Source organism: Geminicoccus harenae (assembly GCF_019800005.1).
Taxonomy (GTDB): Bacteria; Pseudomonadota; Alphaproteobacteria; order Geminicoccales; family Geminicoccaceae; genus Geminicoccus; species Geminicoccus harenae.
On the sequence record NZ_JABGCL010000032.1, the window covers coordinates 34,952 to 48,462 of the forward strand.

Consider the following 13,511-nt stretch of genomic DNA (forward strand, 5'->3'; position numbering starts at 1 on the left):
GGAGACAGCACCACCCCGACCGGCCGGTCGGGCGTCTACAGCAGCGCCTCGATCGGCCGGCGGAGCATGCGGCAGGGGGTCGCCGGCGCGAAGCGGCGCACCGGCCGGCCCTGCCGGTCGACCAGGAACTTGGTGAAGTTCCAGCGGATCCGCTGCTGACCCAGCAGGCCCGGCAGGGCTGCGGTCAGGTCCTTGAACAGCGGCAGGGCCGCCTCGCCATTGACCTCCGTCTTGGCCAGCACGGGAAAGCCCGTGCCGAACCGCGTGGCGCAGACCGACTGGATCTCCTGGTCGGAGCCCGGCTCCTGGTCGCGGAACTGGTTGCAGGGAAAAGCCAGGATCGTCAGGCCATCTCCGGCGTAGCGCTCGTGCAGGTCCTGCAGCCCGCGGAGTTGCTCCGCGAACATGCAGCGGCTGGCCGTGTTCACGATCAGCAGTACCCTGCCCTCGAATTCCCGTAGGTCCAGCATGCTGCCGTCGGCACGACGCACCTGGTGGTCCAGCACGTTCGTCATCAGGCCCTGCCTCCGCTCGGCTGGTCCGGGAGCAGGCGGGCCAGCAGGCGCCTGGTCCCCTCGCCATAGGGCGGCTGGCCCAGCCGGAACAGGCTGAACCGCCCCGCCCGCACATGGGCCTTCAGGTTGGACATGGCATCGAAGCCGGCTCTGCCGCCATGGCGCCCCATGCCCGAGGCCCCGATACCGCCGAACGGCAGCGCGTCGATCGCCGCCTGCAGCACGGTGCCACCCACCACCAGCGCCCCCGCCGGCACCTCCGCCAGCAGGCGCCGCTCGGCCTGGCGGTCCCGGCCGAACAGATAAACGGCCAGGGGTGCGTCCTGGCCCCGCAGCCGCCGGATCGCCGCGTCCAGCCCATCGAGCTGGTGGATCGGCAGGATCGGGCCGAACACCTCGTCCCGTACCAGCGGCGAATCCTCGGGCGGATCGACCACCAGATCCAGGACCACGCCGTCCTGGCGCAGCAGCTCGAACCGTGGGCGGCCGTGCGGGATCACCCGGGTCGGCAGGCCCGAAGGGAAATGATGCCGAACCGCCGCCTGGAGGACAGGCAGGAAGTCATTGGCGGCGATGCCTGCCAGCAGCACATGGTCGGGTGCGATGCAGGTCTGCCCGGCGTTCAGCCCCTTGCCGGTGACGATGGCGCTGGCCGCGGCCTCGAGGTCGGCATCGGGCAGGATCACGGCCGGGCACTTGCCACCCAGCTCCAGCGTGACCGGCACCAGGTTGGCGGCCGCCGCCAGCGCCACCTCGCGGCCGCGCGCAGTGCTGCCGGTGAACAGGAGATGGTCGAAGCGCTGGGCGGCGAAGCTGCGGGCGACGTCGGGCCCGCCCAGCACGGTCCGGGCGACCGTGGGCCCGAGCCGCTGCTCCAGGAGCCGGGCGATCAGTTCCGCGGTCCGGGGCGCGTGCTCGGACGGCTTGACCATGGCCCGGTTGCCGGCAGCGAGTGCGCCGGCCAGCGGCCGCAGGGCCAGCAGCAGCGGGTAGTTCCAGGGCGACATGATCCCGACCACGCCCAAAGGCTGCGGGACGAGCCAGGCGCGGGCCGGCCAGAACGGCAACCCTACCGGCACGCGCCGCGGCCGCGCCCAGCCGGCCAGGTGGCGCCGCGCATGGCGCAGCGCGGAGACGGCGCCCAGCACCTCGCCGAACAGCGTCTCCTCGGGTGCCCGCCCGCCGAAATCGGCGTCGGCCGCGCGCACGGCTGCGTCCTTGGCCTGGAGCAGGCCGGCGGCGAGCTCACCCAGCAGTTCCCGGCGCCGGGGAACGTCCAGCGGCCCCTCGGCCGCCAGGGCGGCGCGCAAGTCGGCCAGGGCGGCCGCCACACTGTCACGCATGGGCCAGCGCATCGAGCTCGGCATAGCTCACCGGATGAAGCCGGGGCGAACGCTCGGGCAGGCCCAGCTCGCGCACCGTGACCTCGTACTGCAAAGCGATCCGTCCGATGGTTTCCTGCACGATCGATTCCGGCACCGATGCGCCCGAGGTGAGGCCCACCGTCCGCACGCCTTCCAGGAACGGCATGGCCAGCTCGGCGGCGGTGGCGATCAGCACGGCCGGTCGGCCCGCCGCCTCGGCCAGCTCGCGCAGGCGGTTGCTGTTGGAGCTGCTCCGGTCGCCGCAGACGATCACCCGCTGCACGCTCCGGCAAAGCCCTGCCACCGCGTTCTGCCGGTTCTGGGTGGCATAGCAGATCGTGCGGGTGTCCGGCCCGGTGATCTCCGGGAAGCGCCGCCGGAGCACGTCGATGATCCGGCGCGCCTCGTCCACCGCGAGCGTGGTCTGGACGACGAAGGCGAGCCTGGCGGGATCGGCCGGGGCCAGGGCTTCTGCCTCCTCCACGGTTTCCACCACGGCCGAGGGTCCCCGGCAGCGCCCGACGATGCCGGTGACCTCCACATGGCCGCGATGCCCGATCACCACGAGCAGCCGCCCGGCTGTTGTCTGCCGCTCCGCCTCGTGATGCACCCGGCGCACCAGCGGGCAGGTGGCGTCGACCACGCGCAGCCGGCGCGCCCGCGCTTCGCCTTCCACCGCGGCGGCGACCCCATGGGCACTGAACACGACGGTGCCGTCACGTGGCACCTCCGCCAGATCCTCGACGAAGCGCGCCCCGCGCCCTTCCAGCCCCCCTACCACCCGCTGGTTGTGCACGATGGCATGGCGCACATGGACCGGCGCGTCGGGGCTCAGCTCCAGGGCGCGCTCGACCGCATGGATCGCCCGCTCCACCCCCGCACAGAAGCCGCGGGTGGCCGCGAGCACGATCTCGATCCTGGGCTTGCTCATGCCGCGGCGTCCGCCATGCGTGCTCCTGCTCGTTCAATAGTGGGCCGCCCCAGACGCCGGACGGCCTGGCCGGCCGAGACCACCGCCGCCTCGATCGTGGCCGGCAGGCCAGTGGTCCAGTCGCCGGCAAGGGCGAGGTTGCGCAGCGGTGCCCGAATTGGCCGTGGTGCCCGTGCCCATTGCTCGTCCTGGAACGGGGTGGCCGAACGCTCCTTTACCACGAAGGCAGTTTCCGGCCCGCCGTCCGGCAGCTCGATGCCGAGCCTCGCCGCCGTCGCGGCCACCTCCGGCCATACCTGTGCCGCCAGCGCCTCGCCTGGCAGGTCGACCACGTCTAGCCCGGCCGAGATGGTGACGCTGGCCATGCCGGGGCGTACCAGCAGCCACTGACTAAGCCCGCCCGTGATGCCGGCAAATCGCACCGGGCCCTGGCCACTGTGGGGAAAGTGCAGGTTGACGATCGGCGCGAATCGTTCGGGCACGGGCAGGCCCGGCAGGACGCTCGCGGCCGCCGCCGGCGGCAGGGCCAGCACCACGCGGTCGTCTGGCCCGAGCTGCACGGTGCCGTCGGTGAAGTGCAGCGCCAGTGCCTGCCCGTCCGCCTGCTCGATCGCCCGCAGCCGCCGGCAAAAGCGGATCTCGGCACCCTGCATGACCGCGTCCGCCAAAGGCTGGACCAGGTCCGGTCCCAGGCCGGTGCGCGCCACCAGGAGCCGGGTGCTGCCCGGCAGCGCCATGCGCCGCAGCACCTTCGCGAGCAGGGCCGCGGAGGCGGCGGCACTCGGCGTGTTCAGCACCGCCACCGCCATCAGGTCGAGCAGTCTTGCCAGCCCCGGCTCATCCCCGGCGGCGGCTGCGACCGAACGGCGGCCCGGAAGGGCGGTGATCCGGGCAAGGCGCAGCAGGTCGCGCGGTGCCAGGCCTGCCGGCCGGCTCTTAGGGCGCAGCCACGACCAGGGCGACAAGGTCACCCGGTCGAGCCGGCTGCTTTCCAGGTCGATCACCGGCAGGCCGTCCGGCTCGGGCTCGACCCAGCGTTCTGCCGCGCCCACGGCGGCGAGCAGCCGGAGTGTCGCCTGGTTGGCGCTCAGGAGGACATGGGTGCCGTTGTCGTGGCAGAGCCCACCCCGCCGCACCGTCCGGCAGCGCCCGCCCGGCTGTGGTGCCGCCTCATGCACGACCGGCCGCCAGCCGGCGCGCGCGGCCAGGACGGCGGCGGCAAGGCCGCTGATCCCGCCACCCACCACGTGCAGCCGCCCGCTCATGCCGGCACCTGTGCCGCCAGCCAGGCGAGCCTGGCCTTCTCGGCCATGCCAAGGCAGGGCCGCGGCGCGTGCGGCTGCCAGCCGGTCCGGCGCATCCGGTCCAGCAGCGGCCGATAGCTCCACATCATCAGGAGTGCCGGCCGCAGCACCTGCCGGTCCTGGCCGTCCAGCAGCCGGTCGGCCTGCGCGAAGGCCTGGGCCGCCTCACCCGCCAGCTCCGTCCAGGCGCGGGCAAAGCCCGGCGCCGCGATGATCTCCTGGGCCTCAGCTTCGGCCACGCCCAGGCGCGCCAGCCGGGTAGTCGGCAGGTAGACCCGGTCGCGCGCCGCGTCCTCGCGGACGTCGCGCAGGATGTTGACCAGCTGCAGGGCGTGGGCCAGGGCCAGGGCGAACGGATCGGCTGCCGGGGCGCCGAAGATCCTCACCGACAGGATGCCCACCGAGCCCGCCACGGCGCGCCAGTAGAAGGCCAGCTCCTCCTCCGTGCCGATCCGCAGTCGGTCCACCGCATCGACCGACAGCCCGTCCAGCAGGAGGCGCAGCTCGCCCTCCGGCAGGTCGAAGCGGCGCACGGCATACGCCAGCTCGCGGCCGACTGGGGTCGTGGGCGTGCCGCCCAGCCGGTCGAGCTCCCGGCGCCAGCCATCCAGGAAGCGCTGCCGTTCGGCCGCGGGTGCGGCACCGTCGGCCAGGTCATCGGCCAGCCGGCAGAACGCATAGACCGCGTGCATCGCCCGGCGCCGCTCGCCCTTGAGCATGCGGATGCCGAAGCGGAACGAGCTGCCCGAGCGGCGCACGATGTCGGCAGTGATCTGGGCGTCGGTGCGGTCGGAGGCGAGTGCCGCCGGCAGGATCCGGCAGAGCCGGTCGGTCCGGGTCAGGCGCACCCGGCCCAGGGCCGGATCGGCCAGGCGCAGCCGCTGGGCCAGGGCATGGCCGGCTGCGAGCGTCAGCCGCGCCTGCACCCGCAACCGCCGGCTCTGCAGGCGGGCAGGCAGGCAGGCCGCCTCATCCAGCAAGGCCTCCACCTGGTCGAGCGCGGCATCCAGCACGGCACGGCGCGGCGGATGCGGCTGCCCGTCGAAGAAGCGGTGCTCGCCGCCGGCGGCCTCCAGCCAGGGCAGCGGCAGGTAGACCCGCCCGAGCAGCACGCGGTCGTCGGACAGGTCCTGGAGGTGGTTCAGGATCTGCAGGGCGGTGCACAGCGCATCGGCGGGCGGATCGGCGGCCGGGTCCTCTCCGTGCAGGCGCAGGAGGAAGCGGCCGACCGGCACCGCGGACAGCCGGCAATAGGCCAGCAGCTCGTCCCAGTCCCGGTAACGGTGCTGGCGGACGTCCTGGACGAAGGCCTGGAGCAACTGGCGGGCCTCGGCCGGCCCGGTGTCGTGGCGGTGCCCGACATCCTGCAGGGCGGCGACCAGCGGATCGGTCGTCCGCGGGTCGCCCAGCCGATCCGAGATCTGCGCCAGGATCTGCAGCCGGTCTATGGCCGGCAGGTGCGGCGCGTCGGCAATGTCGTCGGCCTGGCGCACGAACCGGTAGAAGCTCAGCACCGCGTGGCGCAGCGAGGGTGCGAGAGCCAGCGAGGCCACCGGGAACTCCTCGCTCACGGCAGTCTTGGCCTGCGGCAAGGCGATGCTCATGGTGCCGCCCCGCTCGGATAGCTGCGCCCCTTCCAGCCAACCTGGCGGCCGGTGCCGCCCCGGATCAGCGCGTCCCACTGGATCGCCAGCGCCACGAGCACGGTGAGCGGGTGCAGCGGCACGCTGGCCAGCGGCTCGCGCGCCAGGAGGGTCACGGCCAGGCGCATGCCCAGCGAGAGGAGCAGCGCCAGCAGCGCAGGCACCGGCGAGCCCCACCCCAGCAGGGCGAGCACCAGGAGCAGCCAGGGCAGCACATGACCACCCAGTAGCAGGAACGTCCAGACCGGCAATGCCGCCGGGGTCGCCATGCCTTCCCGCGCGTTCTTGACGAAGCCCTCCCAGGCAGAGCGCAGGCCGTCATACATCCGACAGGTCGCCAGCCGCGCGCCGTCGATCAGGTCGGTGGGGATGCCGCGGCGGCGCAGGTGCCGGGCGAGCTGCAGCCCGTCATGGCGGCTCCAGCGCACCGCGGCATGGCCGCCGGCCTGCTGGTAGGCGCTGCGCTCGAACAGGAGGAGCTGGCCGCAGGCGGCCGCCAGCGAGGGATCGGTCGGCTGGCGCCGCATCATCGGCACCGGCAGGTAGCCATGGATCAGCAGGTTGATCATGGGTACGGTCAGGAGTTCGCCCAGCGTCGCCATGCGCTGGCGCGGCACCGCGCTCACCAGCCCCATGCGATGGCGGCGGGCATGGTCGGCCAGGACCAGCGCAGCGTCGGGTGCCAGCCGGACATCCGCGTCCACGAACAGGAGAAAGTCGCCCTGTGCCTGCTCGGACAGGCGCTGGCAGACATGCGCCTTGCCGCCCCAGCCGTCCGGCAGCGGCGGCGCCTGGAGCAGGCGGACGCGCGGATCGCGCCCGGCATGGTCGCGCACGATCGCGGCCGTGGCGTCGGTCGAGCCGTCATCCATCACCAGGATCTCCAGCCGGACCCCCTGGCTGGCCCGCGCAGCATCCAGCGCCGGCCCGATATTGGCCGCCTCGTCGCGCGCCGGGATCAGGATCGAGACATGAGGCGGCGCTGGATCGGCCGAAACCGATGCCAGACGGCGCGCCAGTGCCCAGCGGTTGACCAGGCAGAGCACCGCCGGCAGGGCGGCGAGCAGCACGGCCAGCCAGCCGACTATGGTCATGGCCGCTGCTCCAGATGGCCCGGCTGGAACCGCTCGCCATGCAGCCGCGCGCGCAGGCGGCGCCAGAGATCATAGACTCCGCCCACCCCCTGGCGCCCCTCGACCAGCGGACGGAACCGTTCGCGCTCGCGGCTGATCGCATCGGCGGCGAGCCGGTCCATGGTAGCCCCCAGCGCCTGCTCCAGCCGCGCCAGCCGCTCGGGCCTGGTCAGTGCGGCGAGCTCGGCGGCGGCAAGCGGCGGGCCGAACGCCACCAGCGCCTCCGCCCCGCGCTCGCTCCAGAAGCAGTAGTCGATCGCCAGCGGGACAAACACGGCGTCCGCGGCATGCTCGGGCAGGTGGGCGATGCCCGGCCGCAAAGCCACGGGCCGCGCACGCACGTCCTGAAAGCTGCCTTGCGCGGTGATCCAGAGCGCGTGCTCCGGCCGGGCCAGGATCGCGCGGGCCCGGCGCAGGAACTCGACTGCACCCCGCCGACTTTCCAGGTCCAGGCCGAACGCGCCGATCCGGGCGAAGAACCGGTATTTTTCGAGCATCGCCGCGTCGATCGGCGCGAACGAGGCGTAGCCGGGCAGCACTGTGCGGGCGAGCACGATATAGAGCACCGCATCCCACCAGGAGGGATGGTTGCTGTAGATCACCAAAGGCCGGCCGTCCGCGGCCAGCTCGCCCCAGCGCGCCACCCGCAGCGCGTTCAGGTGCCGCCCCAGATAGGCGGTGAACTGCCGCGCCATGAACCCCCAGAGGAAGGGCGAGCGCTGGGGCAGGTCTGCCGTGGCGGCGGTCACGGCACGCCGCTCCGGGCATCCGCATCCAGCGCGTCCGCGGCGATCCAGCCGGACATCATCACCATCGGCATGCCGGGCCCGGGATGGGCGGCCCCGCCGGCCAGATAGAGGCCCTGCACCTGCCGGCTGCGGTTGCCGGGCTTGAAGGCGCCCAGGAACTTGCCGTGGCTCGCCAGCCCGTAGATGGCGCCGTTCAGCACCTTGTAGCGGTCGTGAATGTCCTGCGGGGTCAGGTGCCGCTCGACCACGATCCGTTCCTCCAGCCCGGTCATCCCGGCGGTGCGCTCGAGCTTGTCGATGATGACCTTCCGGTAGGACGGGAACATCTCCCGCCAGTCCTGGCCCGGCCGCAGATAGGGCGTGTGCACCAGGACATAGAGCGCCTCGCCGCCCGGCGGCGCCACGCCCGGCTCGGTGACGGCGGGTGCCGCCAGATAGCAGGTAGGGTCGGGTGCCGGCCGGCCCTGCCGATAGATATGGTCGAACTCCTCCTCCGGGTCGCGGGAGAAGACGAAGTCATGGTGCGCGAGCTGCTCGTAGCGCCGGTCCAGGCCCAGATAGAGCACCACGCCCGAGCAGGCGGGCTCGAAGCCCTTGCGCGCGTAGTGCTTGGCCGCCTGCCCGCCCACCAGTTCCTGGTAGGTGCGGATCGCGTCCATGTTGGACACCACCGCGTCCACCGGCTCCACGCCGCCGGCCGTGCCGATGCCCCGCACCCGGCCGCCCTGGATGTCCAGCCCGGTCACCTCCTCGCCCAGCCGGAACCGGCAGCCGACCGAGGTCGCGAGTTCCTGCAGGGCGGTCGCCACGGCGCGGGTGCCGCCCATTGGGTACCAGACCCCGTCGGCCGCCTGCATATGCCCGATCGCGCACAGCACCGCCGGTGCGCCATAGGGCGAGGAGCCGACATACTGGGTGAAATGGTCCAGCATCTGGGCCAGGCGCTCGTCCTTGACCTTGCCGCGGATGGTGCCGGCGACCGACCGGCCCATGCGCAGCGAGAGGACGTCGCGCAGGGTGGCCGGGTTCAGGTTCTCCTTGAAGTTCATCGTGTCGAACAGGTCTTCCACCGACTTCCAGAAGAAGAACCGCTCGGAGATCCCATGGAGGTTGGCGGCCAGGTCCTGGAAGGCGCGGTAGCCCCGCCCGGCCGAGGTGCCGGGCGCGAACACGTCCATGGTGGTGGCCATGGCGCCTACGTCCTCGAGGAGGTCGATCCGGCTGCCGTCGTCGAAGAAGCAGCGCCATTGCGGGTCGAGCCGCACCAGTTCCAGGTGGTCGGCCAGCTTCCGCCCGGCCTCGGCGAAGATCCGCTCCAGCACGCGTGGCACGGTCAGGATGGTCGGCCCCATGTCGAAGCGGAAGCCGCCTTCCTCCAGGAGCGCCGCCTTGCCGCCCGCCCAGTCGTTCTTGTCGAACAGCACGACCTCGTGGCCCCTGGCGCCCAGCACGCAGGCTGCCGCCAGTCCACCCAGTCCGCCGCCGATCACCGCAACCTTCATCGCCCGTCCTCGCCTAGCCGCCGAACAGCGGCCTGACCTTGATCTCGATCGTTTGATCGCCCGACAGCTCGAACAACGCCCCGGAGAAGCTCGGGGGCGCGATGCGGCCGACATCGTTGCTGAAGCCATAAGGCTCGGTCGGCAGGCCCAGCCCGTTGCGGTTGAGTTCGCCACTGCCGTCCAGGTCCTGGTAGACCGCCACCGCATAGCTGCCGGGTTCCAGGCCCGGGAACTGCACGTCCCTGCCCGGCACCACCGCGGCCTTGCTCGCCCCATGCGGGCAGCCCTGCTCGTCGAAGCTCTTGTTGCAGACCGCGATCCGGAGCACGCCCGTCGCCTCCGCCACGCCCGTGATTCGCACGGTGAGGGTGGCGGCGGAAGCAGGTGCGGCTGCCAGCAGCAGCGCCACCGCCAGGATCGCCCTCATGCCGCCACCTCCACCCGCTCGTCCGCGGCATCGGCCAGCGGCGCCTCGTCCAGGATCGGCAGGTCGCGATGGTCGATGCCCAGATCCTCCAGGAGCAGGCGCACGCTGATCCTGGCACCCTCGAAGATCACCGGCAGGCCGCTGCCGGGGTGGGTCCCGCCGCCCACCAGATAGGTGCCGGGCGCGAACCGGTTGTGCGGCCTGAACCATAGCATCTGGCGCAAATCGTGAGCGAGGTTGAAGGTGGCGCCCCGCCCGACTCGGAACTCGTCCTGCCAGTCATTGGGCGTCACCACCCGCTCGAACCGGATGCGCCGCTCCAGATCGCCCAGGCCCAGATGGCGCAACCGCTCCAGCACGAGCCGGCGGTAGCGGGGCAGCTCGGCCTGCCAGTCGATCCCGGCCCGCAGGTTGGGTACCGGCACCAGCACGTAGAGGCTGGCATGGCCGGGCGGCGCCATCCCGCCGTCGGTGAAGCCGGCATGCTGGACATAGATGGAGGGCTGCGGCGGCAGGATGCCCTCTTCGATCTCCCGGATGTTCTGCCGGTAGTCCTTCGCCAGGAGGATGGTGTGATGGCTCAGATCCGGCACCTCCCCCTCGATCCCCAGATAGAACATCAGGGTGGAGCAGGAGAGCCTGGCCCGGTCGATCCGGCGGTCGCCCCAGCGCCGCCGCACGGGTTCGGGTACCAGTTGCGCGATCGCACCCACGAAGTCGGCACCGATCACCACCGCGTCGACCTCGTCGCGGCTGCCGCCGGCATGGACCGCCTGCGGCCGGCCGCCCGCATACTCGATCCGCTCCACCTCCGTGCCCAGCCGGATCCGCGCACCCAGCCGCCGTGCCAGGGTGGCCATCGCCTCGGACACCGCGCCGCAGCCGCCCATCGGGTGGAACACGCCGTGCTCGTGCTCGAGAAAGCTCAGGATGGTGAACAGGCTCGGGCAGCGGAACGGCGACATGCCGAGATATTTGCTCTGGAACGAGAAGGCGAGCCGGACCCGGGGGTCGGTGAAGTGGCGGCGCAGGTCGCGATCCACCGAGGTGAACGGGCGCAGCCGGCCGAGCGAGGCCAGGACGTCCGGGCGCAGATAGTCGGTGATCCGGGTGAACGGGTTCTCCAGCACCGGCCGGAAGGCGGCGAGCTTTTCACGGTTGTCGGCCAGGAAGCCCGCGACCTTCGGCCCGTCGGCCGGCGACAGGGCCGCGATGTCCCGGGCCAGCCGCTCGGGCGAGGCGGAGGCGGCCAGCTCGCCGCCGCCCTCGAACACCAGCCGGTAGAGCGGGTCCAACCGGCGCAGCTCGACCATCCGGTCGAGGTCGGCGTCGCAACTGGCGAAGATCTCCCGCAGGATCCGGGGGTAGAGGAAGAAGGTCGGCCCCAGGTCGAAGCGATAGCCGCCAGGGGCGGTGATCGTGCGGGTGCGCCCGCCGACCTGGCCCGCGCGCTCGTACAGGGTCACGCGAATGCCGGCCCGGGCCAGCAGCAGGGCAGCCGCGAGGCCACCCGGCCCGGCGCCGATCACACCGACATGCGTTGTGCTCCTCGTCGGCATGCTTTCTTGCCCCCGCCGTCCCTTGGCTCCGAGCCGGCCTCCCACGCGACGCGCCCGTACCGGTCAGCTCGCATGGAAGTCACCGCTCGATCAGGCGAACTAATACGCCGATACGGAACGGCAAGGCACTGCCGATCAATTATTTTCCGGCATCGACCGGAGGCGTGTTCCCATGGCGATGCCTTGCAACTGTAATCAAGTGTGCATCCAACACTTGATCAAGCATAGTCATACGTACACTGCCGGGCCTTGGATCACCGCTGCGTGGCTGCCGGCTGCATCGGGCTGCCCCAGCGCTCGATGAAGGGCCGCCAGTGCCGCTGGACCAGGGTGATCTCGTCCGGTGGGAGCCGGTGCTCCGCCTTGCGGTAGCTGGCCACCGCCCGCAGATGGGCCTGGAACTTCGGCAGCCCGTCCTCGAAGCCCGGCAGGTTCAGCTCGGTGAAGATGCGCTCCAGCTGGCCCAGCGGGTCACACTCGACATCCTCGAAGCGCACGGTGCAGCCCAGGCCCGGCGGCAGGACCGCGAAGTCCTGCAGCAGCCGGCCCATGAGGGCCGGGTAGGTTTCCAGCACCAGCGCCTCGACATCGACCTCGGCCCCCTGGATCGCCAGCTCCTGGAACAGGGTCCGGAACATCCGCACCGCCGACGCATAGACGGTGAGCGGGTCGCGGTGGACATGGATGAACCGGGCGTCCGGCCAGATCGAGCGGATCAGCCCGATCCGGGCGCTGTGCGCCGGGTTGCGCACCAGGAGCGGCCGGCGCCCCTGCTGGACGGTCATCTTGACCAGGTAGCGCTCGAGCGTGGCGGCCAAGCGGCGCAGCTCCTCCGGTCCGGCGCCGTCGAGGAACAGGCCCGGCACCAGCCAGTCGCCGGCGCGGCGCGGGAAGTACACGCCGTGATAGAACGACCAGGGCGACAGGTTGGCGATCGCGAGCTCGTCCTCCTGCGGCAGGTCCGGGGCCAGCGGCACGCCGTCGATCAGCCGGGTCTTGGGATAGAACTGCTCGATGAACGGCCGCACCAGCCGCGCCAGCCCCAGCGCTTCCTGAGGCAGGCCCACCGCAATCGGCGGCAGGATGCCGAAGCCGTCATGCCGGCTCAAAAGGTTGCTCAGATGGGTCGTGCCGCTGCGCCAGTAGCCCACCACGAACACCGGCGCCGGCAGCGTCTCCTTGCCGGGCAGCCAGTGGCTGGCGGCGGCTTCCGCAAGGGTGAAGGGCAACCGGCCGATGGCGGTAGCCAGGGCCAGGACGGGGACGTGCCAGCGACCGGGCGGAATCGGCCCAGCCTCGGCCAGGAGCCCCGCCAGGACCCGCAGGTCCGCACCGGCCAGCGGGTGAAACACTCGGTGCGCCCTGCCCCGCCCGCGCGAGGCCGGTGCCGGCAGCCATCCCATCGCTTCTCCACCATCCCGCAGCCGGCCGGGCAACGCGCCCGCTCACCCTGGAGAGGTAGCGCGGTGCCACGGCCAAGCCAGGGCTAGCGGCCTCCGCTAGGGTGCTGCCGGCTGGCGCGCCAACCAGTCCTTCAGCACGGCGATCTCCGCCTCCTGAGTGGCGATGATCTCCTCGGCCAGCTTCCGCAGCTCCGGATCCTTGCCGTACTGGAGCTGCACCCTGGCCATGTCGATCGCCCCCTCGTGGTGCGGGATCATCGCTTGGGCGAACAGCACGTCCGCATCCGTGCCGGGCGGCAGCATCATGGCGGCGTGCATCTTCTCGTTCGCAGCCTCCATGGCCTCGCGCGCGGGGCTGGTAGCGCCGCTCGACGCGGCCGAGCCGGTATCGGCGCTCGGCACCGCCTGCTCGGGCACATGGCCCTCATGCACCGCTTCCTGGGCAATGGAGGGCACGGCCAGACAGGCCGCCAGCGCCGCGCCCATCAGGAGCTTGCAGGATCGCATCTTCGTCTCCGTCGCTTGGTGGGCGGATGGTGAGGCCGAGCCGCAATGCCACTGGCAGCCAGGGGCTCAGGCTTCTGGCCCCAGACCGAGCGGCCTAGCCAGGCAAGCAGCGCTCAAGAACTCGGGCTGATATTGCGCAGGGCATGGTCGCCTTCAACAGCTGGCAGAGCCTGCTGGCAGACCCCCTAATCTGAGACGAGCGCCCTTCCCAACCCGAACCTGTCGTAGAGCTGCCCAAAATGTTACGAAAAGTTTATATTTAATTTGACCACATCCGCGAGAAGGCAGAACCTGTGCGGCCATAGTGTCAGGATCGATGGGAACAGGTATCATGGCCAAGCTGACCGGCACGAATGGCAACGACCGCATCACCGGCACCCGGTTCGATGACACGATCGATGGCCTGAAGGGCAACGACACCCTCTACGGCCGGGCCGGCAACGACCTGCTCTATGGCCGGCTCGGCAACGACCA

At 71.6% G+C, this 13,511-nt stretch carries 13 protein-coding genes; 1 reads left to right on the forward strand and 12 read right to left on the reverse strand.

All coding sequences use genetic code 11. The features are described from left to right. Positions 1-35: 35 nt before the first annotated feature. From HLA95_RS22370 to copM, 12 genes are all read right to left on the reverse strand, one after another. Positions 36-515 (reverse strand): glutathione peroxidase, encoded by a 480-nt coding sequence (locus tag HLA95_RS22370; RefSeq protein WP_191061004.1) that lies wholly within the window; start codon positions 513-515, stop codon positions 36-38. Next, a complete protein-coding gene (locus HLA95_RS22375; RefSeq protein ID WP_222184583.1) occupies positions 515-1,858 on the reverse strand; it encodes an aldehyde dehydrogenase family protein in 1,344 nt (447 codons plus the stop codon). The genes HLA95_RS22370 and HLA95_RS22375 overlap by 1 nt, the downstream gene beginning before the upstream one ends. Next, the gene (gene ispH / locus HLA95_RS22380; RefSeq protein ID WP_191062243.1) at positions 1,851-2,810 is read right to left on the reverse strand and encodes a 4-hydroxy-3-methylbut-2-enyl diphosphate reductase; all 960 of its coding nucleotides are present in this window, start codon (positions 2,808-2,810) and stop codon (positions 1,851-1,853) included. Before ispH ends, HLA95_RS22375 begins: the two co-directional genes overlap by 8 nt. Next, a complete protein-coding gene (locus tag HLA95_RS22385) occupies positions 2,807-4,075 on the reverse strand; it encodes a hydroxysqualene dehydroxylase (RefSeq protein WP_222184585.1) in 1,269 nt (422 codons plus the stop codon). The genes ispH and HLA95_RS22385 overlap by 4 nt, the downstream gene beginning before the upstream one ends. After that, positions 4,072-5,718 carry a squalene/phytoene synthase family protein gene (locus HLA95_RS22390; RefSeq protein ID WP_222184587.1) on the reverse strand — a complete coding sequence of 549 codons (1,647 nt, stop codon included), beginning with the start codon at positions 5,716-5,718 and terminating at the stop codon, positions 4,072-4,074. Before HLA95_RS22390 ends, HLA95_RS22385 begins: the two co-directional genes overlap by 4 nt. Beyond that, positions 5,715-6,851: a glycosyltransferase family 2 protein gene (locus tag HLA95_RS22395; protein ID WP_222184589.1), complete on the reverse strand. Its 1,137-nt coding sequence runs from the start codon at positions 6,849-6,851 to the stop codon at positions 5,715-5,717. Before HLA95_RS22395 ends, HLA95_RS22390 begins: the two co-directional genes overlap by 4 nt. Beyond that, the gene (locus HLA95_RS22400; protein ID WP_255592167.1) at positions 6,848-7,585 is read right to left on the reverse strand and encodes a lysophospholipid acyltransferase family protein; all 738 of its coding nucleotides are present in this window, start codon (positions 7,583-7,585) and stop codon (positions 6,848-6,850) included. The genes HLA95_RS22395 and HLA95_RS22400 overlap by 4 nt, the downstream gene beginning before the upstream one ends. Positions 7,586-7,635: 50 nt before the next feature. Continuing rightward, positions 7,636-9,141 carry a phytoene desaturase family protein gene (locus tag HLA95_RS22405; protein WP_191060223.1) on the reverse strand — a complete coding sequence of 502 codons (1,506 nt, stop codon included), beginning with the start codon at positions 9,139-9,141 and terminating at the stop codon, positions 7,636-7,638. Between the two features lie 13 nt (positions 9,142-9,154). Beyond that, the gene (locus tag HLA95_RS22410; protein WP_191060222.1) at positions 9,155-9,568 is read right to left on the reverse strand and encodes a DUF2141 domain-containing protein; all 414 of its coding nucleotides are present in this window, start codon (positions 9,566-9,568) and stop codon (positions 9,155-9,157) included. Continuing rightward, complete coding sequence (crtI, locus tag HLA95_RS22415) at positions 9,565-11,127, reverse strand: phytoene desaturase family protein (RefSeq protein WP_191060221.1); 1,563 nt, start codon at positions 11,125-11,127, stop codon at positions 9,565-9,567. Before crtI ends, HLA95_RS22410 begins: the two co-directional genes overlap by 4 nt. Positions 11,128-11,381: 254 nt before the next feature. Continuing rightward, the gene (locus HLA95_RS22420; RefSeq protein ID WP_191060220.1) at positions 11,382-12,530 is read right to left on the reverse strand and encodes a sulfotransferase family protein; all 1,149 of its coding nucleotides are present in this window, start codon (positions 12,528-12,530) and stop codon (positions 11,382-11,384) included. A 96-nt stretch (positions 12,531-12,626) separates the two neighbouring features. Beyond that, positions 12,627-13,037 carry a CopM family metallochaperone gene (gene copM / locus HLA95_RS22425; protein WP_191060219.1) on the reverse strand — a complete coding sequence of 137 codons (411 nt, stop codon included), beginning with the start codon at positions 13,035-13,037 and terminating at the stop codon, positions 12,627-12,629. Between the two features lie 331 nt (positions 13,038-13,368). On the opposite strand from copM, the gene HLA95_RS29215 reads away from it, so the two are divergent. Beyond that, on the forward strand, positions 13,369-13,511 hold a 143-nt coding region (locus HLA95_RS29215), incomplete at its 3' end, for a calcium-binding protein (RefSeq protein ID WP_322100102.1).

What these genes read in the sequence shown, in the direction of transcription:
- HLA95_RS22370 (WP_191061004.1), bottom strand. Translation starts at nt 515, where the DNA reads ATGACGAACGTGCTGGACCACCAGGTGCGTCGTGCCGACGGCAGCATG.
- HLA95_RS22375 (WP_222184583.1), bottom strand. Translation starts at nt 1,858, where the DNA reads ATGCGTGACAGTGTGGCGGCCGCCCTGGCCGACTTGCGCGCCGCCCTG.
- ispH (WP_191062243.1), bottom strand. Translation starts at nt 2,810, where the DNA reads ATGAGCAAGCCCAGGATCGAGATCGTGCTCGCGGCCACCCGCGGCTTC.
- HLA95_RS22385 (WP_222184585.1), bottom strand. Translation starts at nt 4,075, where the DNA reads ATGAGCGGGCGGCTGCACGTGGTGGGTGGCGGGATCAGCGGCCTTGCC.
- HLA95_RS22390 (WP_222184587.1), bottom strand. Translation starts at nt 5,718, where the DNA reads ATGAGCATCGCCTTGCCGCAGGCCAAGACTGCCGTGAGCGAGGAGTTC.
- HLA95_RS22395 (WP_222184589.1), bottom strand. Translation starts at nt 6,851, where the DNA reads ATGACCATAGTCGGCTGGCTGGCCGTGCTGCTCGCCGCCCTGCCGGCG.
- HLA95_RS22400 (WP_255592167.1), bottom strand. Translation starts at nt 7,585, where the DNA reads ATGGCGCGGCAGTTCACCGCCTATCTGGGGCGGCACCTGAACGCGCTG.
- HLA95_RS22405 (WP_191060223.1), bottom strand. Translation starts at nt 9,141, where the DNA reads ATGAAGGTTGCGGTGATCGGCGGCGGACTGGGTGGACTGGCGGCAGCC.
- HLA95_RS22410 (WP_191060222.1), bottom strand. Translation starts at nt 9,568, where the DNA reads ATGAGGGCGATCCTGGCGGTGGCGCTGCTGCTGGCAGCCGCACCTGCT.
- crtI (WP_191060221.1), bottom strand. Translation starts at nt 11,127, where the DNA reads ATGCCGACGAGGAGCACAACGCATGTCGGTGTGATCGGCGCCGGGCCG.
- HLA95_RS22420 (WP_191060220.1), bottom strand. Translation starts at nt 12,530, where the DNA reads ATGGGATGGCTGCCGGCACCGGCCTCGCGCGGGCGGGGCAGGGCGCAC.
- copM (WP_191060219.1), bottom strand. Translation starts at nt 13,037, where the DNA reads ATGCGATCCTGCAAGCTCCTGATGGGCGCGGCGCTGGCGGCCTGTCTG.